This is a genomic window from Microbacterium sorbitolivorans, from assembly GCF_003327285.1.
Lineage (GTDB): Bacteria > Actinomycetota > Actinomycetes > Actinomycetales > Microbacteriaceae > Microbacterium > Microbacterium sorbitolivorans.
The window spans coordinates 656,646-681,488 of record NZ_KZ848473.1; the positions used below are offsets into that span (position 1 = coordinate 656,646).

The 24,843-nt window shown below is 67.6% G+C and carries 27 protein-coding genes and 2 tRNA genes; 4 read left to right on the plus strand and 25 right to left on the minus strand.

The annotated features are described in order from the left end of the window. Positions 1-2 precede the first annotated feature (2 nt). The 15 genes from DTO57_RS03350 to DTO57_RS03415 all read right to left on the minus strand — a co-directional run bounded on the left by DTO57_RS03350 (position 3) and on the right by DTO57_RS03415 (position 9,854). Positions 3-1,598 carry an HK97 family phage prohead protease gene (locus DTO57_RS03350; protein WP_114116780.1) on the minus strand — a complete coding sequence of 532 codons (1,596 nt, stop codon included), beginning with the start codon at positions 1,596-1,598 and terminating at the stop codon, positions 3-5. Then, positions 1,595-2,773, minus strand: coding sequence for a phage portal protein (locus DTO57_RS03355; protein WP_114116781.1), 1,179 nt, complete (start codon positions 2,771-2,773; stop codon positions 1,595-1,597). Before DTO57_RS03355 ends, DTO57_RS03350 begins: the two co-directional genes overlap by 4 nt. Before the next feature lie 81 nt (positions 2,774-2,854). Further along, positions 2,855-4,327 carry a terminase large subunit domain-containing protein gene (locus DTO57_RS03360; RefSeq protein ID WP_114116782.1) on the minus strand — a complete coding sequence of 491 codons (1,473 nt, stop codon included), beginning with the start codon at positions 4,325-4,327 and terminating at the stop codon, positions 2,855-2,857. After that, positions 4,324-4,617 carry a hypothetical protein gene (locus DTO57_RS03365; RefSeq protein WP_114116783.1) on the minus strand — a complete coding sequence of 98 codons (294 nt, stop codon included), beginning with the start codon at positions 4,615-4,617 and terminating at the stop codon, positions 4,324-4,326. Before DTO57_RS03365 ends, DTO57_RS03360 begins: the two co-directional genes overlap by 4 nt. A gap of 400 nt (positions 4,618-5,017) precedes the next feature. Beyond that, on the minus strand, positions 5,018-6,325 hold the full coding sequence (locus tag DTO57_RS03370; protein WP_162785640.1) for a DNA primase family protein: 1,308 nt from the start codon (positions 6,323-6,325) through the stop codon (positions 5,018-5,020). Continuing rightward, positions 6,322-6,588: an HNH endonuclease gene (locus DTO57_RS03375; protein WP_114116785.1), complete on the minus strand. Its 267-nt coding sequence runs from the start codon at positions 6,586-6,588 to the stop codon at positions 6,322-6,324. The genes DTO57_RS03370 and DTO57_RS03375 overlap by 4 nt, the downstream gene beginning before the upstream one ends. Next, positions 6,585-6,755, minus strand: coding sequence for a MerR family transcriptional regulator (locus tag DTO57_RS03380; protein WP_114116786.1), 171 nt, complete (start codon positions 6,753-6,755; stop codon positions 6,585-6,587). Before DTO57_RS03380 ends, DTO57_RS03375 begins: the two co-directional genes overlap by 4 nt. Beyond that, entirely contained in the window at positions 6,752-7,030 is a 279-nt protein-coding gene (locus DTO57_RS03385) for a hypothetical protein (protein WP_114116787.1), read from the minus strand. The genes DTO57_RS03380 and DTO57_RS03385 overlap by 4 nt, the downstream gene beginning before the upstream one ends. Next, complete coding sequence (locus DTO57_RS03390) at positions 7,027-7,392, minus strand: hypothetical protein (RefSeq protein WP_114116788.1); 366 nt, start codon at positions 7,390-7,392, stop codon at positions 7,027-7,029. The genes DTO57_RS03385 and DTO57_RS03390 overlap by 4 nt, the downstream gene beginning before the upstream one ends. Before the next feature lie 97 nt (positions 7,393-7,489). After that, entirely contained in the window at positions 7,490-7,792 is a 303-nt protein-coding gene (locus tag DTO57_RS03395) for a hypothetical protein (protein WP_114116789.1), read from the minus strand. After that, the gene (locus tag DTO57_RS14325) at positions 7,789-7,986 is read right to left on the minus strand and encodes a hypothetical protein (protein WP_162785641.1); all 198 of its coding nucleotides are present in this window, start codon (positions 7,984-7,986) and stop codon (positions 7,789-7,791) included. Before DTO57_RS14325 ends, DTO57_RS03395 begins: the two co-directional genes overlap by 4 nt. Beyond that, on the minus strand, positions 7,986-8,552 hold the full coding sequence (locus DTO57_RS03400; RefSeq protein ID WP_162785642.1) for a helix-turn-helix domain-containing protein: 567 nt from the start codon (positions 8,550-8,552) through the stop codon (positions 7,986-7,988). Before DTO57_RS03400 ends, DTO57_RS14325 begins: the two co-directional genes overlap by 1 nt. Then, positions 8,529-8,600: transfer RNA gene (locus DTO57_RS03405), tRNA-Asn, on the minus strand. The genes DTO57_RS03400 and DTO57_RS03405 overlap by 24 nt, the downstream gene beginning before the upstream one ends. Before the next feature lie 161 nt (positions 8,601-8,761). Next, positions 8,762-8,836: transfer RNA gene (locus DTO57_RS03410), tRNA-Ile, on the minus strand. A gap of 13 nt (positions 8,837-8,849) precedes the next feature. Beyond that, positions 8,850-9,854, minus strand: coding sequence for a DMT family transporter (locus tag DTO57_RS03415; protein ID WP_229730318.1), 1,005 nt, complete (start codon positions 9,852-9,854; stop codon positions 8,850-8,852). A 60-nt stretch (positions 9,855-9,914) separates the two neighbouring features. Between DTO57_RS03415 and def the strand changes: the two genes are divergently transcribed. Beyond that, entirely contained in the window at positions 9,915-10,481 is a 567-nt protein-coding gene (gene def / locus DTO57_RS03420) for a peptide deformylase (RefSeq protein WP_114116791.1), read from the plus strand. Positions 10,482-10,556: 75 nt separating this feature from the next. Then, on the plus strand, positions 10,557-11,084 hold the full coding sequence (locus tag DTO57_RS03425; RefSeq protein ID WP_114116792.1) for a septum formation family protein: 528 nt from the start codon (positions 10,557-10,559) through the stop codon (positions 11,082-11,084). 100 nt (positions 11,085-11,184) lie between these two features. On the opposite strand, the gene DTO57_RS03430 is transcribed toward DTO57_RS03425, so the two are convergent. The 4 genes from DTO57_RS03430 to dusB are packed head-to-tail and all read right to left on the minus strand — an operon-like array spanning position 11,185 to position 16,262. Beyond that, positions 11,185-11,970 (minus strand): ATP-binding cassette domain-containing protein, encoded by a 786-nt coding sequence (locus DTO57_RS03430; RefSeq protein WP_114116793.1) that lies wholly within the window; start codon positions 11,968-11,970, stop codon positions 11,185-11,187. Then, entirely contained in the window at positions 11,970-13,814 is a 1,845-nt protein-coding gene (gene dnaG, locus DTO57_RS03435) for a DNA primase (protein WP_114116794.1), read from the minus strand. The genes DTO57_RS03430 and dnaG overlap by 1 nt, the downstream gene beginning before the upstream one ends. Next, positions 13,814-15,184, minus strand: coding sequence for a deoxyguanosinetriphosphate triphosphohydrolase (locus DTO57_RS03440; RefSeq protein WP_114116795.1), 1,371 nt, complete (start codon positions 15,182-15,184; stop codon positions 13,814-13,816). The genes dnaG and DTO57_RS03440 overlap by 1 nt, the downstream gene beginning before the upstream one ends. Beyond that, the gene (gene dusB, locus DTO57_RS03445) at positions 15,129-16,262 is read right to left on the minus strand and encodes a tRNA dihydrouridine synthase DusB (RefSeq protein WP_114117269.1); all 1,134 of its coding nucleotides are present in this window, start codon (positions 16,260-16,262) and stop codon (positions 15,129-15,131) included. The genes DTO57_RS03440 and dusB overlap by 56 nt, the downstream gene beginning before the upstream one ends. A 96-nt stretch (positions 16,263-16,358) precedes the next feature. On the opposite strand from dusB, the gene DTO57_RS03450 reads away from it, so the two are divergent. Together DTO57_RS03450 and DTO57_RS03455 are read left to right on the plus strand one after the other, a co-directional pair. After that, on the plus strand, positions 16,359-16,856 hold the full coding sequence (locus DTO57_RS03450) for a glutathione peroxidase (protein WP_114116796.1): 498 nt from the start codon (positions 16,359-16,361) through the stop codon (positions 16,854-16,856). Positions 16,857-16,920: 64 nt separating this feature from the next. Beyond that, positions 16,921-17,721 carry an isoprenyl transferase gene (locus DTO57_RS03455; protein ID WP_114116797.1) on the plus strand — a complete coding sequence of 267 codons (801 nt, stop codon included), beginning with the start codon at positions 16,921-16,923 and terminating at the stop codon, positions 17,719-17,721. A gap of 584 nt (positions 17,722-18,305) precedes the next feature. On the opposite strand, the gene recO is transcribed toward DTO57_RS03455, so the two are convergent. The 6 genes from recO to DTO57_RS03485 all read right to left on the minus strand — a co-directional run bounded on the left by recO (position 18,306) and on the right by DTO57_RS03485 (position 24,835). Continuing rightward, entirely contained in the window at positions 18,306-19,025 is a 720-nt protein-coding gene (gene recO, locus DTO57_RS03460) for a DNA repair protein RecO (protein ID WP_114116798.1), read from the minus strand. A gap of 161 nt (positions 19,026-19,186) precedes the next feature. Beyond that, positions 19,187-20,926, minus strand: coding sequence for a 2-isopropylmalate synthase (leuA, locus tag DTO57_RS03465; protein WP_114116799.1), 1,740 nt, complete (start codon positions 20,924-20,926; stop codon positions 19,187-19,189). A 184-nt stretch (positions 20,927-21,110) separates the two neighbouring features. Next, entirely contained in the window at positions 21,111-22,010 is a 900-nt protein-coding gene (gene era / locus DTO57_RS03470; RefSeq protein ID WP_114116800.1) for a GTPase Era, read from the minus strand. Beyond that, entirely contained in the window at positions 22,003-23,373 is a 1,371-nt protein-coding gene (locus DTO57_RS03475) for a hemolysin family protein (RefSeq protein ID WP_114116801.1), read from the minus strand. The genes era and DTO57_RS03475 overlap by 8 nt, the downstream gene beginning before the upstream one ends. Beyond that, the gene (ybeY, locus tag DTO57_RS03480) at positions 23,370-23,837 is read right to left on the minus strand and encodes an rRNA maturation RNase YbeY (RefSeq protein WP_114116802.1); all 468 of its coding nucleotides are present in this window, start codon (positions 23,835-23,837) and stop codon (positions 23,370-23,372) included. The genes DTO57_RS03475 and ybeY overlap by 4 nt, the downstream gene beginning before the upstream one ends. Then, entirely contained in the window at positions 23,834-24,835 is a 1,002-nt protein-coding gene (locus DTO57_RS03485) for a PhoH family protein (protein ID WP_229730366.1), read from the minus strand. Before DTO57_RS03485 ends, ybeY begins: the two co-directional genes overlap by 4 nt. Positions 24,836-24,843: the final 8 nt, after the last annotated feature.

A 24,843-nucleotide genomic window follows, 5' to 3' on the forward strand; every position in this document is an offset into this window, starting at 1 on the left:
GGTTACGCTCCGGCGCCGAAGGTGACGGGTACGACGCCCTCGGGGATCTCCGTTGCGGTCGCGCCGAAGCGGTACACGCTGAAGTCCTTCGACAGGTTGATGATGTTCTCGTCCTGCAGCTGGGTCACGGCCGAGTCGTACTGGCGCACGGCGCGGCGCGTCGCGAACTCGGCGGCCTCGCCGGTGCGGCCGGGGTCACCGATGACGGCGACGCCCGAGAGGTCGCCCGAGATCGCCGACAGGTCGAGCGAGCCGATGAGGTCCTTCTCGCTCGCGACGCGGAAGACCTTGTGGCCGTCGATCTCGAGGCGGTTGAGGCTCTTGAACACGTCAGGCGAGACGAGCAGACCATCGAGCGAGAGCGCGAGCGTGTCGAACTTCACGGCCGCATCCACGATCAGGTCGGTCCAGTCGTACGCGGTCGCGGTCGCGAGCGTCGCGCCGAGCGCGAGCGTGCCGTCGGTCTCGGCGGTGCGCGCGGTGACGAGCGCGAGGTAGGCGGCGCGCAGGACGGCCTTCTTGCGTGCGCCGGCGGCGACGCTCATCGCCTCGAGCGAGCGGTCGAGGATCGGCAGAGTCGAGCGCAGGATCTGCTGGCGCGTCAGCTGCGTGTAGCCGCCGTAGGTCTTGACGGGCGCCGTCTTGGCCTCGAGGACGACCTTGCCGAACGCGAGGTCATCGCCCTCATTCTCCTGCTCGGTCACCGTGACGGTGTTCGACTTCAGCTGCGCGTACTCGATGTTCATGCCCTTGTCGGGCAGCACGCCCTCGGCGAAGAACGCCGAGAGAACGCCAGCCGAGGAATCGAAGATGCGGGTGAGGTCTCCGACCCATGCGTCCTTGATCGGGCTGTCGGCGCTGGTGCCGCCGGTGTAGGCGCGCTCCATCACGGTGTTGACGTAGTCGCGCGTGGCCTCGTCGCCGTTCACGAGCGCCTGGAGGATCGCGCCGGCAGAGCGTCGCTCGCCGGTCTGCTCGCCGTCGGCGTCGCGGGTCTGGCCTGCGACGATCATGCGCATCAGCTCGGTCTGGTCGGCGCGCAGCTGTGCGAGGTCGGCGGCGAACTTCTCGCCGTCGATCGTGTCGGGCTTGTTGTCGGTCATGATGCTGTTCCCTTCGGGGGTGCGTTCGCGCACCTCGGTCACGGTGGCGTTGGGGTAGGCAGGCGACGGCACGAGGGAGAACTCGTTGACGCGCACCTTGGTGTGTCGGACATGCACGCCGTCCTCGTCGTCGCGCTGCTCCCACTCGATGGGCACGAAGCCGATCGAGAACGAGTCGAGCGCGCCGTCACGAGCGAGCGTGAGGGCGTCGTCTCCGGCGCGTGTCTGCGAGACGCGCGTGACGACGTTGAGAGAGCCGGCGGCCCGCTCATTGGAAGCGACGACGCCGATGACCTCGCCGTGTCGGTAGTGGAGCTTCGATCGCTCGATGCCCTCGAACACGCAGTCCTGCGCGAACGACTCGTAGAAGCCGCGGAAGATGAGCGTCTCGTCATCGAGCGGCACGCCGACGCCGCTGATCTCGCGGGCCTCGGTCTCGGCCGCGGCGCGCGCCTCGAATGCGCGTGTCTGCGGCTCATCCAGGTTCACAGTCATGCCGTTACCTCTTCCGGTTCTGATGCGGGCTCGTCGTCCCAGCCGCCTACGGGCTCAGGCGAGAGACCTTCGATCTCGCGGATCTCGCGGCGCGTACGCCAGCGGCCCGCGAGCGCGAGATTGTGCGTCTCGTAGCGCGTCTTGGTGTCGGTCTTCAGCAGTGCCGCGGTGTTCGACACGGCCTCGGATCCGCGGGGCAGCAGGTCGGTGAGCGCGTCCTCGATCTCGGTGAGCACGCCCGCGAGGCCGAAGCGGACGAAACCGAGCCAGTCTTGTTCGACGTTCTGGTAGGTCTGGCTGTCGCCGTCGGTGACGAGCATGAGCGAGCGCGGGGCGCCGAAGATGCGGGCCACGGTCGTGACGGACCACTGCTGCGACTCCACGAACTGCGCGTCCTTCGGCGACAGGAAGATCGGCTTGTAGTCGAGGCCGGCACCGAGGACCGCGACGCTACGCTTGCCGCCGCGCGACTGCTCCCACTGCGTGCGGGCGTCGTCCGCCTGCTCCTTGCTGAGGCGCTGGTCACTCTTGAGCGTGCCGCTCGGCACGTCGCCGTTGTAGATGAACTCGGATCCGTACTTCGCGACATCGAGGGATCCGCGCAACTCAACCTGCGCCGCCTGGATCGGGCCGAGCCCATACGGCGTGCCGGGGATCCGCAGGCGTGCGAGGTGCTTCACGTCGTACACGCCGAGCTGCTTGCCGCGGTGGCGGTAGCCGGTGACGTTGCCGGCCGAGTTCGTGTCGATGAGCACGTCGTTCGGGTTGAGGACCTCGGCGGTAACGGGCTTGTCGATGCCCTTGATCGCGCCGGGCGCGTAGCCGAGGCGCCAGTAGGCGTTGCCGGTGAGGTCGAGGCTCACGCCGGTCATCTCGATGAACGCGCGACGGCTCGCGAGCGGATCGGGCTTGTCGAGGATCCGGGGCCGGTCCTCGAGGATCAGGCCGCCTCGCTTCTGGTCGAAGCTGATCTGGCGCAGCGCGGTCGCGCGGATGTCGACGGCGCGGAACACGGCGCCGAGGCCGAGCGCCTCGCGCGAGGCGACGCCGCGGGATCCGATCTCGTCGCGCGAGGGCGCGGTGATCGCGGTCGACGGATCAGACGGCGGCACCACGTCCGGGGCATCCGCCTCGGCGCGGTGCTGCTCGCCTGTCCACCACTCTCTGAACCCCATGCCCCCGAGGATCCCCCGCGGCGCTCGAGTCGCGCGAGTGAGGAATCGCGCACTATGGGCAGGTTTGCCCAGGATTGATAGCTAGAAGATCTGCAGGCTCGTATCGCGCTGAACGTCAGCCAACAGCACGCCCTGAACGTGCGTCATCACGGCGTCGATCTGCCCCGACTTCGCCCGCGACACGCGGAAACCCTCGCCTACGTCCTTGCGCACGGCCTTCGGTATCTGCATCGCCAACAGCGCGTGACCGGGGTGCACGATGAGCTTCTGCTTGACCTTGCTGTAGAACAGCGCGGATCCATTGAGTGCATCGGCCTGCGTGCCGAACGTGACCGGCAGGCCGCGGTCCTCGAGCGCGCGGCCGAGGTCGCGCAGCGCGTAGCCGTCGATGCCGTACGTCGTCGGGTTCCACTTCGCGAGCGTCACGCACGCATCGACCAGCTGCTCGAGCGCCGGGCGCACGAACGAGGCGACGAGGTCGCAGTAGATGCGGCCGTCCTCGAGCTTGGTGAACGCGCCGATCGATGCGTAGGACCAGTCGGGCGTGCGGTCGACAACGAAGATCGGCGCGGCGCCCGCCGGCCATGCGACGTCGTCGTGGCAGGCGTTCCACATCGCGCCCGAGATGAACACGTTCTCGGATCCGGTGAAGCGGTTGAGGCGGTAGCGGATCGCGCCGGGCTCGGGCATCGAGCGCACGTCCTCGATCGTGGTCTCGAGGTCGACGCGCCCGCACGCGACGGCCGGGTTCGCGCGGGCGAGCTCACGGCCAAGCTCGTCGTCGTCGTCGGGCATCAGCGCGTTGAGTGCTTCCCAGCAGAAGAACGCGACGCGGCCGGCCCCGCCGTTCTCGATCGACTCGGCGCCCTTGGCGTAGAGCGAGAGCAGCAGGTCCGAGTCGTCGTTGCCGGCCGTCGTGATGCCGAAAACGAACGAGTTCGCGCGCCCGCCGAGGCCGTTCACGAGGTCATCCCACACTTCGCGCAACAGCAGGTGAAGCTCGTCCACGAGGCCGGCATCGAGCGGGATACCCTGCAGCGCCCCCGACTTGTTCGCCTTCAGCTCGTAGGATCCGCCGTCGTGCGTGCGGATGCCGCGCGTGCGCGTCGTCGCGGCGAACTTCGCGCGCAGGCGCGGGCTCTGGTTGATGACGTACATCGTGCGCTGGTAGATCAGGTTCGCCTGGTCGACGGTCGAGGCGATGCCGATCAACAGCGGCCGCGCCTTCATCAGCAACACGATAAGCGCGACCGCGCACGCGATCTCGGTCTTGCCGTTCTGCCGGCCGAGCGACACGACGACTTGACGCCAGCGCAGCTGGCCGGCGCGCTTGTGCCCCTCGGGGTACAGCTCGAACACGTGACGCAACAGCGTCTCCTGCCACACCTCGAGGGTGTACGCGAACGCCGCGAACCAGACGACGCGGAACAGCGCCCGGTAGCTATCGAACGCGCTCGGGAAATCTGGCGCGAGCGGCTCGGTCCAGCGTGTCGGGGGCCACGGCGCGATGTCGTCGTACGGCTGCGCGTAGACCGTGGGCTCGGGCGCGTTCATGCGTCCGCCTTCCACACGCCGAAGTCCATCGCGGTGTCATAGGCCGCACCGCCGCCGGATCCGCCGGCCTTCTCCCCCGGCTTGCGAGCGAGCAGGCCGCGATGGATCAGCGTGAACTGCGAGATGAGCGCTGCCTGGAAGGATCCGGCATCGAGCGCCTCGGCGATCGAGCGCAGCGCGATCAGCTGAGGCTGGTCCACGCCCGTCAGCCACGTCGCCGCGGCCTCGAACTCGTCAACGGACTGGACCCAACGACCGGGCTCGAGCGTCTCAGAAGTTTCGGCGGTCATGTCGTCGGATCCTCTCGGTATTCGATGCTGATCAGGGCTTCTCGTGGATATTTGAGGCCCTTGTGTGAAAACGGAAAATTGGGCGCGGGGTGATTTGGGGGCGCCCCGGAAAAGCGGGTCGCGGTCGGCGCGCGGTCCAGGCTGGTCCACGTGGTCCAGGCGAGTTCCCTATCTATTACTCTCTTTCCCCCAACATGTAGGGGTAGGAAGTAGTTAGACCACCTGGACCGCCCTACTCTCGTAAGGCATCGAGCCTGGCCCGTGCCTAGACCACACCTAGACCAGACCGCCCTGCTACCTGGACCACATGCCACGTATGAGCGCGAAGCGCCTTTTAGTCGTGGGGGCGAGGGGGCGCGGGGCGGCCGCCTGCCTGGACCGCGCACGCTCGTGGCCACGATCACTCCTCGTCGTCCCAGCCGTAGCTGGCCAGCGACAGGCCCGTGTAGTGCCACGAGCGTGCGCCGGCCGAGCGGGGGCGGGTGGATCCGTAGCCGGCCTGCGCGAGGCGCTTGCCGAATGGTCCGACCGCGAGGGGCGTGTAGCCGCTCGAGCGGCACCACTTGACGTACCGCTTGTAGATGTCCGCGCGCGGCGCGAGCTCGTCGGGGCCGGTGACGACGAGCTCGTCGTCATCGAGCCACATCATGACGGGGTCCGCCTCGTCGTGTAGGCGCTGGGTAGCTTCCTGCGCGCTGGCAGGCGGGTCGAATCGGCCCCGCTGCATGAGGTCGCGCAGGCCGTTCATCGCGTAGTTGAAGATGCCCGGGGCATCATCGAGCAGGGCCTGCTCATCGAAGGCGGTGCCGCTGATCACGTTGCGGGTGAACTCGAGGACCTCCCAGCGGCGGCGCCAGCCGCTCGAGCTGTCGGAGGTGCGGAAGTACTCGTTGGACGCGAAGATCGGCACGGCGTAGGGCACGAACTCGAACGACTGGCCGAACTTTCGTGAGGCGTTGATCGAGTCGCCGCCGGTGATCTCTTTGAGCACCTGCGGGTCGGAGAGGAAGCGCGCCGACAGGTCACCGGAGATGTTCGCGATCTTGCCGTAGAGGCCTGATGTCGCGAAGCGGTCATCGACGAGCTGGTGCATCGAGATGCTCGAGTAGTTGTTGCGGCCGAGCAGGTGGCGAAGCAGGCGCAGTAGCGTGCCTTTACCGTTGCCGCCGGGGCCGTAGAGCAGGAAGATCTTCTGCAGCGGGTTGCCGGTCATGAGCATGTAGCCGATGACCTCCCAGAGGTGGCGGTGCATGTCCTCGTCGTCGCCGAGGACCTGCTTCATCCACTCGATGAACGTGTGCGGGATCGCGCCGCGGTCGAACTCGATCGGGAGCTTCGACAGCGCGCCGAGGCCGGCCGAGTGGTCCTCGAGCTGGTCGTCGCGCCACCAGTAGATGCCGTTCTCCACGACGATGTACTCGAGGTAGCCAGCGGGCAGGTCTGGCAGGCCAACGTCGGGCAGTTCGACGTTGAGCATGTGATCCTCGACTTGACTGCGCACGCTGGTCGAGTATCGGCCGCCGAGGGCCTTTGCAACGCGCTGCGTGATGACCTTCTCGGAGCGGACGAAGATGCCTTCGCGGTACTCGTAGAGGTCTCCATCGACACCGCGGCCGAGGATGGTCGGCTCGTGCGCGACGTAGTCGGCGATGAGCGTCGCATCGAGCTTCTCGGTGTCGGGGTTGATGAACTGCGAGATCGAGGTCATGGCATGGACTCCAGCCATTGGGGGTTGTACCACGGCATCCGAGCGACGATCTGGTTGCTCTTGATGCCGTTACAACGGCGGCACGCGGCGACGAGGTTATCCAGCTCGTCGGCGCCGCCGGCGTCTTTCGGGATGATGTGGTCTGCGGTCGCGTCGCTACCCTCGAGGTGCTTGTGGCAGTAGGCGCATTGCCAGCCGTCGCGATCGAGGACCGTGAGGCGCAGTGTCTCCCAGGCCGCGCCGCGCGAGGATCCGACGCTCATTGCTGCTTGCGCGCGGCACGCTCGATCTCGTCAGAGTCGAAGCGGCGCGCGCCGCCGAGGGTGCGGGTGCACTCGAGGTCACCTTGGTCTGCCCAGCGGCGCACGGTAGCCGGCGTCACGCCGAAGCGCGCGGCGACCTCGCCGACGGTGAGCTTGCGCGTACTCATAGCGCTACCCCCAGAGCGATACCGATCACGAACGTGATCGCGATCGCCGCCACGGGGTAGCGCTGAACAGCACGGCGCGCCTGATCAAGGAGGCTCGTCTTGCCCTGGCGCCGCCTCACGATTTCTCTCGAGATACGGCGCGCGGCACGCACCTGGTCAGCCGCGAGATACCGATACCCGTCAAGGAGGTTCTTCTTCGCTCGCGCCTCGGCTGCTTGATAGGCGCGAAGAAGCTCTTCTTCGGACATGTTTTGGTAGATGTCTCTCGTGTTCATCGCAGGCCGGCCTTCTTCATGGCGACGTAGAGACCGCCTCGGGAATAGCCGACCTTGTCGGCGATCTGCTCCCACGTCATGCTGGTGTTGTTGCGGAGGTCGAGGGCGTAGAACAGCACTTCGGGCGTGATGGGGTCACGCGGGCCTGCGAGGCCGGGCTTCTGTGCCTCGGGAACGGGCGCATGTGCCGTGGGCTTGGGCTTGATCGATGCGACTGCGAGGCGCGAGACGAGCTCGCCGACTTCGATGTTGCGCTCGCGGGCGTGGCCGACGAGCTCGCGGAACGTCTCGACAGGCAGGTACACCTTGATCTGCATCGTCGCGCCGAGCATGGCCTCGCGGCGCTGGTCGATCATCGTCATTGCTTGTTCACCTTCGCTCGCATCACGAAATAGAGGATCCAGAGGGCCGCTGCCAACGGCAGGCCGATCGCGGGGTCGATGTAGTCGTCGGGGTACATCACAAGGCCCCCATGACCTTGCGCGACGCGGCGTTCCATTCCTCAGGTGTGAAGGAGTCGATGGAGACGTGGGAGACGGCCGACTTCGGCGGGGCCGTCATGTAGGCGGGCGGCTTGGGCACGTCGACGTTCTCGGTCGCGTCGGAGAGTGCGAGCGCGATGATGCCGAGAGAACGCCGCAGTGCGGTCATCATCTCGAGCGCGCCGAGGCGCTCGTCGGCGTTGAGGCGGGTCTCGATCACGTTCGCTTGCTTCATTGCGGCGTCGGCGGCAAGCCACGCGCGGCGAATGTCGGTGTTCATGAGGGGCTACTTTCGCTGGTGGGGAAACCGCGTGACGCTCGGCGATACATCTGCTCGAGTTCGTCACGGCTGTAGAAGGTGCGCGCATACCAGTAGTCGGCTTCGCGCTCCAGCACGTGGATCCGGTCGTACGCCTCGCGCAGCATCTCGATGAGCACTGCGCGCGGTAGCGGATCCGCGACTGGGGAGGTCATCAGTCCGCGATCAGCGCGTCGATGTCGGAGTACCGATAGCGGCGGTGACCGCTCGGCAGCTCAAGCGAGGCCACATCGCCGCGCTCGGACATGCGCAACAGAGTCCGGGTCGTCACACCGAGGAGCGCCGCCGCCTCCGACGGCCTAAGCAATTGAGACGAATCCGTCTTATTTGTCTGCATGAAGGCACCATAACAGACAAATAAGACGGTTCGCGCCTCGCGATGCGTACTTGTCGCGTTTGTCTGATTTGTAGTACTATCGCGACTATGGAGACAACCAAGCGAAAGACCGCCTCGCGCGACCTTGACGCCGAGATCGGCGAACGCGTGCACATGCTGATGTGGCGCGAGGGCATCACACTGAAGGCGATCGCCGACCGCATCGGCGTGGACGCCGGCGGCCTCGGCAAGAAGCTCAAGGGTCAGCGCGGCTTCGCGCCGCAGGAAATCGCCGACCTTGCAGATGAGCTCGACGTCACTGTCGGCTATCTGTTCGGCGAAACGGAAAAGGCCCCCACCCCGAAGGGTGAGGGCCGGAAGCTCCCCGAGTTGGACTCGAACCAACAACCTGCCGGTTAACAGCCGGCTGCTCTGCCATTGAGCTATCGAGGATCATCTCGTTTTGTTACCCCTTGCGCGGCAACTCATTAAGCCTAACACCGCCCCACGCGCAAGGGCCAATTCGGCGGCGTCCCCGGGCGCGTCGCGCCCTGTCACGCTTTCCGGACGACGACGAAGCGCCGTGCAGGGTGTGCACGGCGCTTCGCAAAACGTGGGACCGGTGGGACTTGAACCCACGGATCGTCGAGTTATGAGCTCGCTGCCTTGACCATCTTGGCTACGGTCCCGCGGCTACTTACTTTACCGGTCCTCGCCGCCTGTTTCCGGCACGGCCGGGTCGGGCGTGGCCCGCTTCTGGTTCTCGCTCAAGACTTGAGGGTGATGCTTCGCGAGCAGCGCGACGCCGACGGCGGCGACGGCGCCGGCGAGCACCCAGATCAGCAGGGTCCAGACCGGCGTCCGAACGGCCTCACCGAGCAGGGTCGCGCCGATGATCACGGCGACGATCGGATCCACGACCGTGAGGCCCGCGATCACGAGGTCGGGCGGGCCCGACGAGTACGCCGTCTGCACGAAGTACGCGCCGACGAGGCCGGCCGCCGCGAGCGCGAGGCCGCACGCAATCGTCAGCAGGCCGAAGTCGCCGACCTGCACGCGCTTGATGATGACCTTTGCGAGCGTCGCGACGAAGCCGTACAGCACGCCCGCGCCGGTGATGTAGAAGAGCGCGCCCGCGCGGATCCGGAAAAAGAGCCAGGCGAAGCCGACCAGGATCAGCACAACGAAGAGGATGACGAGCAGCACCATGAGCTGCGAGTCCTGCAGTGGGCGCTCCACGGCGTAGAACGCCGCGAAACCGACGAAGACGAAGATGCCGCCGAGGCAGAGTGCCGTCGCCGTGAGAGATGCCCGCGTCGGCATATGCCCCGTCATCTGCGCGTTGAGCATCGTCGTAATGACGAGCGAGATCGCCCCGAGGGGCTGCACGACGATGAGGGGCGCGATCGCGAGCGCCGAGAGCTGGCAGACGATCGCGGCGCCGAGGATCAGCGTGCCGAGCACCCACGACGGGCGCCGGAAGAGCGCGACGAGGTGGGAGGTGCTGAGCCCCTTGGTGCCGGTGCGGCCGGACTCGGCCTCAACCTTGCGGACGCCGCGGCTCTGGTACTGCGCGCCGAGCGACATGAAGACCGCGCCGGCGATCGCCAGCGGGATCCCGAGCAGGAGGCCGGGGTTGTCAAACAGACCGACGAGCTCATCGCCTCGCCTGGACACGGTCGATACGAAGGTCTCAAACCAGCTCACGTCACGAGCGTACTGGCATATTCTCGGAGAGCGCCATGGGGCTACCCCTAGCCTTGAGCTATGGCTATTCTCCCAATTCGCATCTGGGGCGACCCCGTCTTGCACGCTCCCGCCGAAGAGGTCGGCGAGATCACCGACGAGATCCGCACGCTCGTCGCCGACATGTACGAAACGATGGACGCGGCGCCCGGCGTCGGCCTCGCGGCGCCCCAGGTGGGCGTGGGCCTGCGGATCTACACCTATACCTACGAGGACGACAAGGGTAACCCCTGGCGCGGCGAGGTCATCAACCCCGTGCTGTGGATGGTGCCTCTCGAGCCGGGCGAGCCCGACGAGGACAGCGAGTCGGAGGGCTGCCTCTCCTTCCCCGGGGAGAGCTTCCCGCTTCGTCGCTCGAGCCGCGTCATGGTGACGGGCATCGACCTCGAGGGCGAGCCCGTGCGCATCGAGGTCGACGGGTGGCGCGCTCGCATCATGCAGCACGAGTTCGATCACCTCGACGGCGTCGTCTACATCGACCGCATCTCCGACGGCGATTGGAAGACGGCGCAGAAGATCGTGAAGAAGCGCCGCTGGGGCGTGCCCGGCGTGAGCTGGACCCCGGGAATCGACGACCTGGAAGTGTAAACCCGGTACTGGGAGGCGGGTGTTTTTCCCTACACTGGTTCAGTACACGCATCACACATTCACAGATAGGTCTGCATGATTCTTCGCACCCGCACCGCACGCACGCTTCTCATGGGCGGCGCTCTTCTTGCCGCGACGTCGCTGGCCGGCTGTGGCCAGATCAGCTCCCTCCTCGGCGGTTCGCAGCGCGATAGCGAGACGAACGAGGTCACGGAGGCCGGCACCGACTCGGTCTTCGACATTCAGGTCGGCGACTGCATGGCCGAGCCCACCGAAGACACCGTCACGGACGTTGAGGTCGTGCCGTGCTCGGAGGAGCACGACTACGAGTTCTACTACGAGTACGAGCTTGACCTCGGCGACGACTACGCAACGGCCAACGCCCAGATCGACGACGACGCCAGCCAGAAGTGCTACGACGCCTTTACCGACTTCGTCGGCATCCCCGTCGAAGAGTCGGCCTCGCTGACCTTCAGCTACTACGTGCCGAGCCTGCAGTCGTGGGGCGACGGCGACCGCCAGATCCAGTGCATGGTTCTCGAGGTCGACGAAAACAACGACATCGTCCCCGTCACGGGCACGCTCAAGGGCTCGAAGCGCTAAGTCGTCCCTCACGCTGGCCGTCCCGCATCTGTGCGCGGCGGCCGCTAAATAGACATCGACGCTGGCCGTCCCGCCCTCCGCGGGGCGGCCAGCGTCGCTACTATGCGCCGAGGAACGCGAGCGCGGCGTCGGCGCCGGGGGTCACGAGGGCGTCCTCCCCCGCGCGGCGCGCGCCGATCACGGATCCCTGATCCATCACGAGCTGGTCGGCGCCGATCTCGCGGGCGAACTCCGCGTCGTTCGAGATCACGAGCGCGGCCATGCCCCACTCCTCCTGGCGGCGCAGGATCGCGTCGCGCACCACGTGGCGCACCTCGATGTCGATGCCGGCGAGCGGCTCGTCGGCGATCAGCAGCCGCGGATCCAGCACGAGCGTCATCGCGAGCGCGACGCGCTGGCGCATGCCCGAACTGAGTTCGTGCGGAAACTTCCCCGCGGCGCCGAGCGGCAGTCGCACCTCGTCCAAGAGATTTGACATGCGGATCTCGACCTGACGGCGCGCGAGGCGCGGCTCGCGCTCGACGAGCGGCAGCGCGATGAGCTCCCCGATCGTGCGATCCGGATCCAGCCGCGGGCCGGCGTCCTGCGACAGGTACCCGACCCGGAAGGTGAGCACGTTGTTCGCGCGGCCGCGCCTTTCCGGCGCGATGCCGCAGACGACCGCGGATCCGCCGACGATGCGGGTGTCGCGATCGGCGCGCCCCGAGAGCGCGAGCGCGAGCGACGATTTTCCGGATCCGGTGGGGCCCGAGACGACGAGCGATTCCCCGAAGCGGAGTTCGGAGGTCACGCCGTCGACCGCGCGGACACTCGACGGGCCGCGTCCGCGGGCCACGCTCAGGTCATCGAGGCGCAGGGCCCACTCGGTCAGGTCCGGAAGTGCCATCAGTTCTCCTCGATGAGTCGGCGGCGTTCCATTTCAAGATCGCGCAGGCGAATCTGCACGGCGCGTCCGTCGGGGCTGCCGGGCTCGAGGCGCTGCAGCTCTCCGAGGAGCTCGTGCTTCAGCGCATCGAGCGAGCGCGTGATGATCCTGCGGCAGAGGTCGTTCGCCGACACGGCGGCGTGCTGCTCGTCGCGCGCGGGGAAGTCTCGCATGAGCACCTCTCCCCCGAGCTGGCGCAGCGACTGCGGCAACTGATCGAGCGCCGCCTGGCCCCAGCCGACCTTCGAGCGGTCGACCGCGAGGATCGCCTTGCGCACCTCGTCGAGCGCCGGTGTGCGGAACGTCGACTCGAGCGCGCGCTGGAACAGGGCAGGCTCGATCAGGTGCCCGTACTGCAGGATCCCCGTCAGCGCGTCGCGCTCGATTGCGACGTCGGTCGTGCGCGGCAGGTTCGCGAGCGTCACCGACGGCACGGCTGTGCCTGCAGGCTGGGCCTGGCGCTCCTCGCGCCGACCGCCGCGCGCAGCAAACTCAACCTCTCGGTGCACGTCGGTCGGATCCATGCCCAGGCGCTGCGCGAGCATGCGCTCGTACCCCGGGCGGATCAGGCGGTCCTTGATCTCGGCGACGATCGGCGCCGCGGCGCGCAGCGCGCCGACGCGGCCCTCGACGCTTGTGAGCGGGAAGCCGCCGATCTTGCGGTCGATCACGAACTCGATCATCGGAGCGCGGTTCTCGAGCAGGCCGCGAACCGCCTGGTCGCCGCGCTGCAGGCGCAGATCGCACGGATCCAGCCCATCGGGTGCGACGGCAACGAACGTCTGCGCCGAGAACCGCTCGGCCTCCGAGAACGCGCGCAGCGCCGCCTTCTGGCCCGCCTCGTCGCCGTCGAAGGTGAAGATGACCTCGCCCGTCGCGGAATCGTCGCCCATGACGCGGCGGAGCGTGCGAATGTGCTCGGATCCGAACGCCGTGCCACACGTCGCGACGGCCGTCGTGAGCCCCGCGAGGTGACAGGCCATCACGTCGGTGTAGCCCTCGACCACGATGACGCGCTTGGGGTCGCCGCGCGAGATGTCGCGCTTCGCGAGATCCAGGCCGTAGAGCACCTGGTTCTTCTTATAGATCGGTGTCTCGGGGGTGTTAAGGTACTTCGGCCCCTGATCCTCGTCGTAGAGCTTGCGCGCGCCGAAGCCGATCGTCTGGCCCGTGACGTCGCGGATCGGCCACACGATGCGGCCGCGGAAACGGTCGTACACGCCGCCGCGCTGGTTCGTCGAGACGAGGCCAGCCGTGACGAGCTCGTCGCGCGTGAAGCCCTGGCCGGTCAGGTGGTTCATGAGGTGATCCCACCCCTTCGGCGCGTAGCCGACACCAAAGTGGGCCGCGGCGCCCGGATCAAAGCCGCGCCCGCCCAGGAACGCACGCGCCGCCTCCGCCTCGGGCGAGAGCAGCCGCTGGCGGAAGTACTCGGCCGCCTGCGTGTTCGCGGCGAAGAGGCGCGCGCGGCCGCTCGTCTTCTCGGGGGCGGGACCGCCACCCTCCTCGTAGTGCAGCTCGTACCCGACGCGCTGAGCCATGAGCTCGACCGCCTCGGTGAACGAGAGGTGATCCAGCTCGCGCAGGAACGTGAAGACGTCGCCCGACTCGCCGCAACCGAAGCAGTGGTAGAAGCCCTGGCTGGGGCGCACGTTGAAGCTGGGGCTGCGCTCGTCGTGGAACGGGCAGAGCCCCTTGAGCGAGCCGACTCCTGCTGCCTTCAGCGCCACGCGCTCGCCGATCACGTCGGCGATGTTGATGCGCGACTTGACCTCTTCGATGTCGGCCGCGACGATGCGCGGCATCAGTCTCGCCCTTCGACCGCTCGCAGCTGGATCCCGACGGACGCCGGGTCGATATCGCCCACGAGCCGCGCGTGCCACGCGACGGCCGACTGGTCGGTGAGGCTCGCGACCTGGTCGACGATGACGCGCTTGCGCTCCGCATCGGAGACCGCCGCCGCATAGTCGACCGCGAACGCCGGATCCAGCTGATCCGCGCCCGACGAGAACAGCGTGTCGGTCGTCGAGAGGGCGTCGGCGATGCGCGTCAGCACGGCGCGCTGCTCGCGGTACACCTCGCGGCGGCGCTCGGCCCGCACGATCGACGCGCCCATGATGCCCTTGAGCACCGCGATCTCGAGCTCGATGTCGCGCGGGATGACGACGTGCGCCTGGTAGCGAGTGAGGTCGCCCTCGGGGTACTGCTCGCGCGTCGCCTCGACGGCGGAGCTCGCGAAGCGTCCGATCAGGTCGCTCGTGAGGTTCTTCAGGCGCGCGAGCGATTGCCGCGAGCGGTCGAAGTCGCGCAGCCACATCGGCTGGCGGCTGAGGCGGTACAGCGCGTCGGCGAGCTCGTCGCGGCCGTAGTCGTACCCGACCCACGACTGAATGTTGCCGACGAGGGGGTGGTGCTCCACCGGATCCGCGAGCTGCGCGACGTCGACGTAGCCGTTCATCACGGCGTCTTCGAAGTCGTGCACCGAGTAGGCGATGTCGTCGGAGAGATCCATGACCTCGGCCTCGATGCAGCGCACGCGGTCGGGCGCGCCCTCGCGCATCCACCGGTAGATCTCTTCGTCCTCCGGATACACGCCGAACTTCAGCCGGCCGCCGGGGTCGGCCACCGGATCCGAGACCGTCCAGGGATACTTGCACGTCGCGTCGAGCGTCGCGCGCGTGAGGTTGAGGCCGAGCGAGCGATCGCCCTGCATCGTCTTCGCCTCGAGGCGCGTGAGGATGCGGAGGCTCTGCGCGTTGCCCTCGAAGCCGCCGATGTCGCTCGCCCACTCATTAAGCGCGCGCTCGCCGTTGTGGCCGAAGGGCGGGTGGCCGAGGTCGTGGCTGAGGCACGCCGCGTCGACGACGTCTTCGCTGAGGCCGAGCGAGGTCGCGAGCTCGCGACCGATCTGGGCGACCTCGAGCGAGTGCGTGAGGCGGTTGCGCGCGAAGTCGGCGTCGCTCGCGGGGCTCAGCACCTGCGTCTTCGCGCCGAGGCGCCGCAGGGCCGCCGAGTGCAGGATCCGGGCGCGGTCGCGCGCGAAGTGGCCGCGCGCCGAGCGATGCTGCTCGGTGAGGAACCGCTCACTATCGCGGGCCGTGTACCCCGCCGGGAGCAGTTCAGCCGCCACTGGTATCGAGCTCCGCTTCGTGCAACTCGGCCGATTCCTGCGCATTCATAGTGCGCGACGCGAGCCATCCCTCGGGGAGGACGGCGCGGCGGGCGCGGCCCGAGCGGCCACGCGGACCCTCGACGCCCTCGCCCGGGTACGGGGCTGTGAGGTCAAGCTCGGAGACGAGCGCGTCGATGTCGGCGAGCGTGTTCACCTGCGTGAAGCGTCCGCGCATCTCCCCACCCACGGGGTAGCCCTTGAAGTACCAGCCGGCGTGCTTGCGGATGTCGCGGCAGCCGCGCAGCTCGTCCTCGTAGAAGTCGACGAGCAGCTCGGCGTGGCGGCGGAACGCCTGGGCCACGAACTCGAGCGTCGCATCGACCACGGGGGCCTCGCCGCCGAACGCGCGGGCGAGCTCGCCGAAGAGCCACGGGCGGCCGAGGCAACCGCGGCCCACGACGACGCCGTCGCAGCCGGTCTCGTCGACCATGCGGATCGCGTCCTCCGCGCTCCAGATGTCGCCGTTGCCGAGCACCGGGATGCTCGTGATGTGCTCCTTCAGGCGCGCGATCGACGACCAGTCGGCCTCGCCCGAGTACGACTGCTCGAGGGTGCGCGCGTGCAGCGACACCGCCGCCGCGCCGACCGACTCGGCGGTCTTCGCCGCCTCGAGGTAGGTGAGGTGATCGTCGTCGATGCCCTTGCGGATCTTCACCGTCACGGGCACGTCGCCCGCGCCGTCGACGGCGGCCTTCACGATGTCGCGGAAGAGGTCGCTCTTCCACGGCAACGCGGATCCGCCGCCCTTCCGGGTGACCTTCGGCACGGGGCAGCCGAAGTTGAGGTCGATGTGATCGGCGTGATCCTCCGCCGCGATGATGCGGGCGGCCTCGCCCGTGTACTTCGGGTCGACGCCGTACAGCTGGATAGAGCGCGGGGTCTCCGACTCGTGGTGGCGGATGAGCCGCATCGTCACGTCGTTGCGCTCGACGAGCGCGCGCGTCGTGATCATCTCGGTCACGTAGAGGCCGATGCCGTACTCGCGGCACAGTCGACGGAACGCCATGTTCGTGACTCCGGCCATGGGAGCGAGCACGACGGGGACATCGACCGTGAGCGGTCCGATCTTGAGCGGCGGCATCTTGCGCACGTCGGGGGCGGTATCGAGAACGGCTGTCACCCGTCCATTCTCTCACCGATCGGCCGCACGATAGCTGACGGGCGTAACCTGTGGATTATGAGCACCGAAACCGACATCCGCGCCATCGAGTTCTCCGACGCCGCGGGCGAAACCAAGACCCTCGCCGACTACGGCACGGGCGTCACGATCGTCGTCAACGTCGCCAGCAAGTGCGGCCTCACGCCCCAGTACGAGCAGCTCGAAGAGCTTCAGCGCACCTACGGTGACCGCGGCCTCAACATCGTCGGCTTCCCGTGCAACCAGTTCATGGGCCAGGAGCCCGGATCCATGGACGAGATCCTCGAGTACTGCTCGACGACCTGGGGCGTCAGCTTCCCCGTCGTCGACAAGGTGAAGGTCAACGGATCCGGCGCCGCCCCGCTCTACAAGGCGCTCAAGAAGAACACGGACCACGCGGGCCTCGGCGGCCCCGTCGCCTGGAACTTCGAGAAGTTCGTCATCCTGCCCTCGGGCGAGGTCGAGCGCTTCCGCCCGCAGACGAAGCCCGACGACGAGGCCATCGTCTCGCTCATCGAGGCGAACCTGCCCGCGTAACGCGTATTGCTTCGAGAGGCTCGGCGAACACGTTTCGCCGAGCCTCTCGCGCGATAATGGCGAGATGGCCAAGCCGTACACGCACCCCGACGCCGTCCCGTTCAAGCCCCTGAACTGGACGGGACTCGAGCCGCCGCGCTTCGCGGGTCCGGTCCCCAACCACGTCGCGGTCGTCATGGACGGCAACGGTCGATGGGCCAACCAGCAGGGCCTGCCGCGCACCGACGGGCACCGCGTCGGCGTCGACGCGATGCTCGACGTCATCGCCGGCGCCGTGCAGGCGGGCGTCAAGCACCTCTCCGTCTACGCCTTCTCGACCGAAAACTGGAAGCGCTCCCCCGCGGAGGTGCGCTTCCTCATGGGCTTCAACCGCGAGGTCCTCCACAAGCACCGCGACCAGCTCAACGAGTGGGGCGTGCGCGTGCGGTGGGCCGGGCGCCGGCCGAAGCTCTGGGGATCCGTCATCAAGGATCTCGAGGTCGCCGAGGAGCTGACCAAGGACAACACGACGATGACCCTCGCGATGTGCATCAACTACGGCGGCCGCTGGGAGGTCGTCGACGCGATGCGCGAGATGGCCGAGGAGGTCAAGGCCGGGCGTCTCAAGCCCTCCGCCATCAACGAGAAGACGATCGGCAAGCACCTCTACCTGCCGAACATGCCCGACGTCGACCTGTTCATCCGCTCGGGCGGCGAGCAGCGCACGAGTAACTTCATGCTCTGGGAGTCGGCCTATGCCGAGATGATCTTCGACGATGCCCTGTGGCCCGACTTCACCCGCGAAAACCTGTGGCGCGCGATCCAGAGCTACCACTCCCGCGACCGCCGCTACGGCGGCGCGGTCGACAAGGCCCCGCAGCCGTAGGCGCGCCGAGATTCTGACGATCGGTCGCGATTCTGACGATTATCGCGAAAACGCCCAATCTCGCGCGATCCTCAGAATCTCAGCACGCGGATCCGGCGCCGCGCGCGGCGTGAGGAGCGGCGCTATTGCGTCTGCCTACGCGCTGAGGTTCTGACGATCGGTCGAGACTCTGACGATTATCGCGAAAACGCCCAATCTCGCGCGATCCTCAGAATCTCAGCACGCCGGATCCGCAATTGCGCGGGCAATGGACGCACCGGACGCGCTTCCATAAGCATCGCGCTGCGTGGCTTCCCCGCGTCGAGACTCTGACGATCAGTCGAGATTCTGACGATTATTGCGAGAACGCCCAATCTCGCGCGATCCTCAGAAGCTCAGCACGCGGATCCGGACCCCTGCGCCCCCGAGGCCAACGGATCACGCATGCCCTGCCCGTCCCGGAGGACTCTTGATCTCTGGGCGCGGCGCACGCTGAGGTTCTGACGATCGGTCGCGATTCTGACGATTATCGCGAAAACGCCCAATCTCGCGCGATCCTCAGAATCTCAGCGCCCGGATCCGGCGCCGCGCGCGCGGCCCGGCCACTACCGCGTGCGCAGCGAGCGCACCGCGCGCTCGAGGTGGTGCTGCGCGAAGGCGGCGATGAGGCCGCTCGCGCGGTCGAGGGCCTGCGGATCCGCCTGGTCGATGAGCGCCCACTCGCCCGAGAGCAGGGCGCCGACGAGGGAAACAGAGAGCGGATCCGCGCGCGGCACGCCCGCGGGCGCGCAGCGATCGCAGACGACGCCGCCGAGCTGCGGTGAGAAGCGCGCGTGCGCGCCCGGCTCGCCGCACTGCGCGCACGCCTCGGTCTGGACGGGCCAGCCCGCGAGGCCCAGCGCGCGCAGGAGGTACGAGTCGCGCGTGGCCTGGGGCGAGTGCTCCGTGCGCGAGAGCGAGCGGAGTGCGCCGACGAGCAGGAAGAACTGCTTCTCCTGCGGATCGTCCTCCCCCACCAGGCGCAGCGCCGCCTCGGCCATCGCGTTGGCCGCGAGGTAGCTGTCGTAGTCGGCCGCGATCGCCGCGCCATAGGCACCCACCTGATCGACCTGCTGCACAATATCGAGGCTGCGTCCCACGTAGAGCTGCGCGTCGACCACCATGAACGGCTCGAGGCGCGCGCCGAACTTGCTCGAGGTGCGGCGCACGCCCTTCGCGACGGCGCGCACCTGGCCGTGCTGGCGCGTGAGAAGGGTGAGGATCCGGTCGGCCTCGCCGAGCTTCTGCGTGCGCAACACGACCGCGTCGTCTCGATAGGTGGGCATCCCTCAATTATCTCCCGCCCGGCACGAGAAGGGTCGCCAAGAAATGTCGGTGCGGCGGCGCCGCACCCGGCATTTCTTGGCGACCCTCAGTGGTTATGACGACGCCGTGGCTATGACGACGCAGTGGCTATGACGACGCAGTGGCTATGACACGACGATGGTTACGCCGCGACCTTCGCCCGCACGGCGCGGTTTACGGCCGAGACGATGGCCTTGAGCGATGCGGTCGCGATGTCGCTGTCGATGCCGACGCCCCAGAGGCGCTGGTCGTCGACCTGCAGCTCGACATAGGCCGCGGCCTCCGCATCGCCCGACGCCGACAGCGTGTGCTCGCTGTAGTCGTAGAGCGTGACGTCGTAGCCGCCCTCGCGCACGATGTCGAGGAACGCCGCGACCGGGCCGTTGCCGCGGGCGGTGACGACGCTCTCGTCGGATCCGTTGCGCAACGTCGCCTGCAGCACGCTCGCGCCGTCGGCGTGCGTCACGGTCGTGCCGAGCAGCTCGTACTGGCCCCACGTGGTGTCGGCGGCGCCGGACGGCAGGTACTCGTCCTGGAAGATGTTCCAGATCTCGTCGCTCGTGACCTCGCCACCCTCACTGTCGGTGCGGGTCTGCACGACGTTCGAGAACTCGATCTGCAGCTTGCGCGGCAGGTCGAGCTTGTGGTCGGCCTTCAGCAGGTAGGCGACGCCGCCCTTGCCCGACTGCGAGTTGACGCGGATGACGGCCTCGTACGAGCGACCCAGGTCCTTCGGGTCAACCGGCAGGTAGGGCACCGCCCAGGTGATGTCGTCGACCGAGACGCCCTTGGCCTCGGCGGTCTTCGCCATCGCCTCGAAGCCCTTCTTGATCGCGTCCTGGTGGGATCCGCTGAACGCCGTGAAGACGAGGTCGCCTGCCCAGGGACTGCGCTCCGGGACGGGCAGCTGGTTGCAGTACTCGGCGGTGCGCTTGACCTGGTCGATGTCGCTGAAGTCGATCTGCGGGTCGATTCCCTGCGTGAACATGTTGATGCCCAGCGCGACGAGGTCGACGTTTCCGGTGCGCTCACCGTTGCCGAAGAGGCAACCCTCGATGCGGTCGGCACCGGCCAGGTAGCCGAGCTCGGCGGCGGCGATGCCGGTGCCGCGGTCGTTGTGCGGGTGCAGCGACAGGATCACGTTCTCGCGGTTGTCGAGGTTGCGGCTCATCCACTCGATCGAGTCGGCGTAGACGTTGGGGGTCGCCATCTCGACGGTCGCGGGCAGGTTCAGGATGATCTTCTTCTCGGGCGTCGGCACGAGAACCGTCATGACCTGGTTGCAGATCTCGAGCGCGAACTCGAGCTCGGTGCCGGTGTAAGACTCGGGCGAGTATTCGTAGTAGACCGTCGTCTCGGGGATCGTCGCCTCGTACTTCTTGCACAGGCGCGCGCCCTCGAGGGCGATGTCGATGACGCCCTGCTTGTCGGTGCGGAACACGACCTCGCGCTGCAGCACGCTCGTCGAGTTGTACAGGTGCACGATCGCCTGCTTCGCGCCACGGAGCGACTCGTAGGTGCGCTCGATGAGGTGCTCGCGCGCCTGCGTCAGCACCTGGATCGTGACGTCGTCCGGGATTGCACCGTCTTCGATCAGGTGACGCACGAAGTCGAAGTCGGTCTGGCTCGCCGAGGGGAAGCCGACCTCGATCTCCTTGTACCCCATCTTCACGAGCAGGTCGAACATGATGCGCTTGCGCTCGGGCGTCATCGGGTCGATAAGCGCCTGGTTACCGTCGCGGAGGTCAACGGCGCACCAGCGGGGCGCCTTCTCGATGTGCTTCGAGGGCCACGTGCGGTCGGGCAGGTCGACCGTGATCTGCTCGTGGAACGGCACGTACTTGTGGATCGGCATCGTGCTGGGCTTTTGATTGTTCTTCATCGTCTTGATCTTTCGGTGTTCGTGGAATTCGGGCCACGAGAAACGCCGCGACGAGAAGGCCCTGACTTACGAGGTCTCGTCGCGGCAGATAAGAAGGAGGAACCTACCCTGTCGCACAATGTCAGCGTAACACGCGATCTGCCCGCCCCACGGGCCGGACGGGCAGAAACGTTGAGCAGAATGCTCAGAAACCGAGACGACCGAGGTGCTTCGGATCCCGCTGCCATTCCTTCGCGACGCGCACGTGCAGCGACAGGAAGACCTTCGTGCCCACGAGCGGCTCGATCTCGGCGCGGGCTCGAGCGCCCACGTCCTTCAGGCGGGATCCCTTGCGACCGATGATGATCGCCTTCTGGCTGTCGCGCTCGACCACCACGTTGGCCCACACATCGGTGAGGTCGTCGCGGCCCTCGCGCGGCGCGATGTCTTCGATCTGCACCGCGATCGAGTGCGGGAGCTCGTCGCGCACATCGCTCAGCGCGGCCTCGCGGATGATCTCGGCGATGCGATCCTCGAGCGACTCGTCGGTCGTGATGTCGTCCGGGTACAGCGCGGGCCCCTCGGGCATCAGCGCGAGCACCTCGTCCGACAGCACCTCGAGCTGGTCGCCCGTCTCGCTCGACAGCGGGATCACCGCGGCCCAGTCGTCGCGGAGCGAGTCGACCTCCATGAGGCGCTCCATGATCTCGTCGCGGTCGGACGTGTCGGTCTTCGTGACGATCGCGATCTTCTTCGCACGCGGGTAGCCGTCGAGCGACGCCGCGATGCGGCGGTCGCCAGGGCCGACCTTTTCGTTGGCGGGCGCGCAGAACGCAATGACGTCGACGTCGCCCAGGACGGTCTCGACGAGATCGTTCAGGCGCTGGCCCAGGAGGGTGCGTGGGCGGTGCACGCCCGGCGTGTCGACGACGACCAGCTGGCCGCCGGGGCGGTTCAGGATCCCCCGAATCGCGCGGCGCGTCGTCTGCGGCTTCTCGCTCGTGATGGCGATCTTCTCGCCGACGAGGGCGTTCATCAGCGTCGACTTGCCGACGTTGGGACGGCCGACGAACGTGACGAAGCCGCTGCGCTGGATATCAGTCATGGGATCCATTCTTGCCGCGCTTGCTGGGTTTCCCCTCGGGTGTGCTGGCATTCTGCACCGCGATGTCGCCCGTGCGCGGGTGTCGCCCGAATACCTCGTCGACCTGGCGGAGCGCCTCGGAGCGCTCGACGAACACCGTCGCGATGCCGCGCCCGCGCCCGCGGGACGTGCCGCCCGTGAGGATCAGACCCTCGGTCTCGACCATCTCGCCCGGCTGGGGCATGTGGCCGAGGTGCTTCGACATGAGGCCGCCGATCGAGTCGACGTCTTCGTCGTCGATCTCGATGCCGAAGAGCTCACCGACCTCGTCGGCGCCGAGGCCCGCGCTCACGCGGTAGCTACCGGCGTCGAGCTCGACGATCTCGTTGCTGCGCGAGTCGTACTCGTCGTCGATCTCGCCGACGAGCTCTTCGAGCAGGTCTTCGAGCGTGACGATGCCGGCGATTCCGCCGTACTCGTCGACGGCGAGGCAGACGTGCACCTGATCGCGCTTCATCTGCTGCAGCAGGCTCTCGGCGCGCATCTGCTCGGGCACGAACATCGCGGGGCGCACGTAGGCGGCGACGTGCGAGGTGCGCCATCCGGGTGTCTCGCGGAACGCGTGCTGCACGAGATCCTTGAGGTAGAGCACGCCGATGACGTCGTCGACGTCGCCGTTGATAACGGGCAGGCGCGAGAAACCGCTCGTGAGGAAGATGTCGACGGCCTCGGCCGCCGGCACATCGGCCTCGACCGACACCATCTCGGTGCGCGGCACCATGACGGTGCGCACGATCTGGTCGGTGAAGTCGAACACCGAGTGGATCAGATCGCGGTCGTCGTCTTCGATCAGGTCGTGGCTCGCGGCCTCGTCGACGATCGAGAGCAGCTGCTCCTCCGACTCGAATCCGCGGCGCCGGCCGCCAGGGATCACACGGGAGAGCACGGCGGAGAGCGGCTGTGCCACGACCCCGAAGGTGACCTTCGCGGCGCGAATGCTGCCGGCGCCGAAGCTGAGGATCTGTTCGGCGTAGCGGCGACCGAGGATCGCCGGCACCGTCTGCACGACGACGAAGATGACGATCGTCGACACCACGACGGTGATGAGCACACCCCACCAGAGCCCGCCGACGAGTTCCTGGAACGCGGCGGCCGCGAGCACGATGGATCCGACCTCCGCGAGAACGCGGGTGAAGACGAGGGCCGCCTCGTGCGAATCCCGATCGTGCGCGATGCGCGCCAGCGCGCGCGGGCTATGCCCCTCCGACGCGAGGTCGACGAGATCCGCGGAGCTCGTCACCGCGAGGGCGGCGTCGAGCGCGAACATGAAAGCGGCGAGGAGGACGAGGACGACGACCCCGCCGAGTAAGAGCGCCTCCGTCATGAGCGTCGTCGCCTACGTTCCTCGGCCGCGAAGGCGACGAGCAGCTCGCGCTGCAGCCCGAACATGCGGCGCTCCTCGTCGGGAAGCGCGTGGTCGTAGCCGAGTACGTGGAGCATCCCGTGGGTCGTGAGGAGGCAGATCTCGTCCATGAGCGAGTGGCCGGCCGTCTCGGCCTGCTGCTCGGCGACCTGCGGGCACACGACGATGTCGCCGAGCAGCCCGGGAGGCGTCGGCTTGTCGGAGGTGCCGGGGCGAAGCTCGTCCATGGGGAAGCTCAGCACGTCGGTGGGGCCGGGCTCGTCCATCCACTCGATGTGCAGCTGCTCCATAGCGGGCTCGTCGACCATGAGAATCGCGAGATCCGCATCACCCGACACGAAGAGCGCGCCGAGGTGGTGCTCGGCCAGCCGCAGCACCAGGTCGAGGTCGACCTCGACGCCGGACTCGTTGTTGATGTCGATCATGCGCGTCCCCGCTTTCGGTTGGGCTCGCGGGAGGTCATCCCGCGACGTCGCTCGGCCCGGTTGGCAAATTCTCGCGCCTCTTCCGCCTCCGCGCGGCGCGCGGTGCGCTGCTCGTCGAAGGCGCTGTAGGCGTCGACGATGCGGCCCACGAGGTTGTGGCGCACGACGTCGTCGCTCGTCAGGTAGGCGAAGTGGATATCGTCGACGTCGTTCAGGATCCGGTTGACGACCCGCAGGCCGCTCGTGCCGCCCGGCAGGTCGACCTGCGTGATGTCACCCGTGACGATCATGCGCGTGCCGAAGCCGAGGCGCGTGAGGAACATCTTCATCTGCTCGGGCGTCGTGTTCTGCGCCTCGTCGAGGATGACGAACGAGTCGTTGAGCGTGCGCCCGCGCATGTACGCGAGGGGCGCGACCTCGATGGTGCCGCTCGCCATGAGCTTCGGCACGACCTCGGGATCCATCATCTCGTTGAGCGCGTCGTAGAGCGGCCGCAGGTACGGGTCGATCTTGTCGGTGAGGCTGCCAGGCAGGAAGCCCAGCCGTTCCCCCGCCTCGACGGCGGGACGCGTGAGGATGATGCGGCTCACCTCGCGGCGCTGCAGCGCCTGCACGGCCTTCGCCATCGCGAGATACGTCTTACCGGTACCGGCCGGGCCGATGCCAAACACGATCGTGTTCTCGTCGATCGACTCGACGTACTCGCGCTGGCCCTCGGTCTTCGGCCGGATCACCTTGCCGCGCGTCGTCAAGATCGCCTCGGCGGGTGCGGATCCGTTGCGCAGCGCGCGGCTCGACACCTCGACGTCCTCGGGTGCGGCAGGGATCCCGTCACGCGTGAGCGCAACGAGCTCGTCGACGAGGGCGCGCGCGGAGGCGACCTTCTCGTCGTCACCCGTCAGCGTGATCTCGTTACCGCGGACGTGAACGTCGACGTCGGGGTGTTCTTGTTCGATCATGCGCAGGAGCTTGTCCTGTGGGCCGAGCAGGTGCACCATTGCGACGC

Excerpts from the sequence above, each read along its gene's own strand:
- DTO57_RS03350 (WP_114116780.1), bottom strand. The coding sequence starts at position 1,598 with ATGACTGTGAACCTGGATGAGCCGCAGACACGCGCATTCGAGGCGCGC.
- DTO57_RS03355 (WP_114116781.1), bottom strand. The coding sequence starts at position 2,773 with ATGGGGTTCAGAGAGTGGTGGACAGGCGAGCAGCACCGCGCCGAGGCG.
- DTO57_RS03360 (WP_114116782.1), bottom strand. The coding sequence starts at position 4,327 with ATGAACGCGCCCGAGCCCACGGTCTACGCGCAGCCGTACGACGACATC.
- DTO57_RS03365 (WP_114116783.1), bottom strand. The coding sequence starts at position 4,617 with ATGACCGCCGAAACTTCTGAGACGCTCGAGCCCGGTCGTTGGGTCCAG.
- DTO57_RS03370 (WP_162785640.1), bottom strand. The coding sequence starts at position 6,325 with ATGACCTCGATCTCGCAGTTCATCAACCCCGACACCGAGAAGCTCGAT.
- DTO57_RS03375 (WP_114116785.1), bottom strand. The coding sequence starts at position 6,588 with ATGAGCGTCGGATCCTCGCGCGGCGCGGCCTGGGAGACACTGCGCCTC.
- DTO57_RS03380 (WP_114116786.1), bottom strand. The coding sequence starts at position 6,755 with ATGAGTACGCGCAAGCTCACCGTCGGCGAGGTCGCCGCGCGCTTCGGC.
- DTO57_RS03385 (WP_114116787.1), bottom strand. The coding sequence starts at position 7,030 with ATGAACACGAGAGACATCTACCAAAACATGTCCGAAGAAGAGCTTCTT.
- DTO57_RS03390 (WP_114116788.1), bottom strand. The coding sequence starts at position 7,392 with ATGACGATGATCGACCAGCGCCGCGAGGCCATGCTCGGCGCGACGATG.
- DTO57_RS03395 (WP_114116789.1), bottom strand. The coding sequence starts at position 7,792 with ATGAACACCGACATTCGCCGCGCGTGGCTTGCCGCCGACGCCGCAATG.
- DTO57_RS14325 (WP_162785641.1), bottom strand. The coding sequence starts at position 7,986 with ATGACCTCCCCAGTCGCGGATCCGCTACCGCGCGCAGTGCTCATCGAG.
- def (WP_114116791.1), top strand. The coding sequence starts at position 9,915 with ATGGCTATTCTCCCAATTCGCATCTGGGGCGACCCCGTCTTGCACGCT.
- DTO57_RS03425 (WP_114116792.1), top strand. The coding sequence starts at position 10,557 with ATGATTCTTCGCACCCGCACCGCACGCACGCTTCTCATGGGCGGCGCT.
- DTO57_RS03430 (WP_114116793.1), bottom strand. The coding sequence starts at position 11,970 with ATGGCACTTCCGGACCTGACCGAGTGGGCCCTGCGCCTCGATGACCTG.
- dnaG (WP_114116794.1), bottom strand. The coding sequence starts at position 13,814 with ATGCCGCGCATCGTCGCGGCCGACATCGAAGAGGTCAAGTCGCGCATC.
- DTO57_RS03440 (WP_114116795.1), bottom strand. The coding sequence starts at position 15,184 with ATGCGCAGGAATCGGCCGAGTTGCACGAAGCGGAGCTCGATACCAGTG.
- dusB (WP_114117269.1), bottom strand. The coding sequence starts at position 16,262 with ATGCCGCCGCTCAAGATCGGACCGCTCACGGTCGATGTCCCCGTCGTG.
- DTO57_RS03450 (WP_114116796.1), top strand. The coding sequence starts at position 16,359 with ATGAGCACCGAAACCGACATCCGCGCCATCGAGTTCTCCGACGCCGCG.
- DTO57_RS03455 (WP_114116797.1), top strand. The coding sequence starts at position 16,921 with ATGGCCAAGCCGTACACGCACCCCGACGCCGTCCCGTTCAAGCCCCTG.
- recO (WP_114116798.1), bottom strand. The coding sequence starts at position 19,025 with ATGCCCACCTATCGAGACGACGCGGTCGTGTTGCGCACGCAGAAGCTC.
- leuA (WP_114116799.1), bottom strand. The coding sequence starts at position 20,926 with ATGAAGAACAATCAAAAGCCCAGCACGATGCCGATCCACAAGTACGTG.
- era (WP_114116800.1), bottom strand. The coding sequence starts at position 22,010 with ATGACTGATATCCAGCGCAGCGGCTTCGTCACGTTCGTCGGCCGTCCC.
- DTO57_RS03475 (WP_114116801.1), bottom strand. The coding sequence starts at position 23,373 with ATGACGGAGGCGCTCTTACTCGGCGGGGTCGTCGTCCTCGTCCTCCTC.
- ybeY (WP_114116802.1), bottom strand. The coding sequence starts at position 23,837 with ATGATCGACATCAACAACGAGTCCGGCGTCGAGGTCGACCTCGACCTG.
- DTO57_RS03485 (WP_229730366.1), bottom strand. The coding sequence starts at position 24,835 with ATGGTGCACCTGCTCGGCCCACAGGACAAGCTCCTGCGCATGATCGAA.